The 293-nt window shown below is 62.5% G+C and carries 2 protein-coding genes; one reads left to right on the top strand and one right to left on the bottom strand.

Annotated features, from left to right (window positions below; genetic code table 11):
- A partial coding sequence (locus IE318_RS44515; protein ID WP_189908499.1) for a transposase occupies positions 1 to 87 on the bottom strand: 87 nt, incomplete at its 3' end.
- A 74-nt stretch (positions 88 to 161) separates the two neighbouring features.
- Between IE318_RS44515 and IE318_RS46075 the strand changes: the two genes are divergently transcribed.
- Positions 162 to 293: helix-turn-helix domain-containing protein (locus IE318_RS46075; protein ID WP_229904230.1), on the top strand; the 132-nt coding region annotated here is incomplete at its 3' end.

The following is a 293-nucleotide window of genomic DNA, read 5'->3' as shown; positions in this document are numbered from 1 at the left end:
GCGCATGATCTCTTCGCAGCGTGTCAGCATCTCGTCGTCGAACACCCCGCGCCGGTACTTCGTCACAAAGACCAAGTGCACATGCATCGCAGAAATGACGTGCCTGCCCCGCCTGTAGTCGTTTTGATCACCATGAGATTCATATGGGTAGGGTGTTGGGTGTGCAGCTCCGCTACAACTACCGGGCCTACCCGGACGCCGCACAGCGTCGTGCGCTGGCGAAGGCGTTCGGGTGCGCTCGCGTGGTGTGGAACGACTGCCTGCGCGACCGGAAGGAAGCGCACGCGGCAGGG

Origin of the sequence: Streptomyces spiralis, from assembly GCF_014654675.1 — a bacterium.
Classification (GTDB): Bacteria; Actinomycetota; Actinomycetes; order Streptomycetales; family Streptomycetaceae; genus Streptomyces; species Streptomyces spiralis.
The sequence above is the reverse complement of the archived record's forward strand: the minus strand, read 5'-3'. Positions and strand labels throughout refer to the sequence as shown.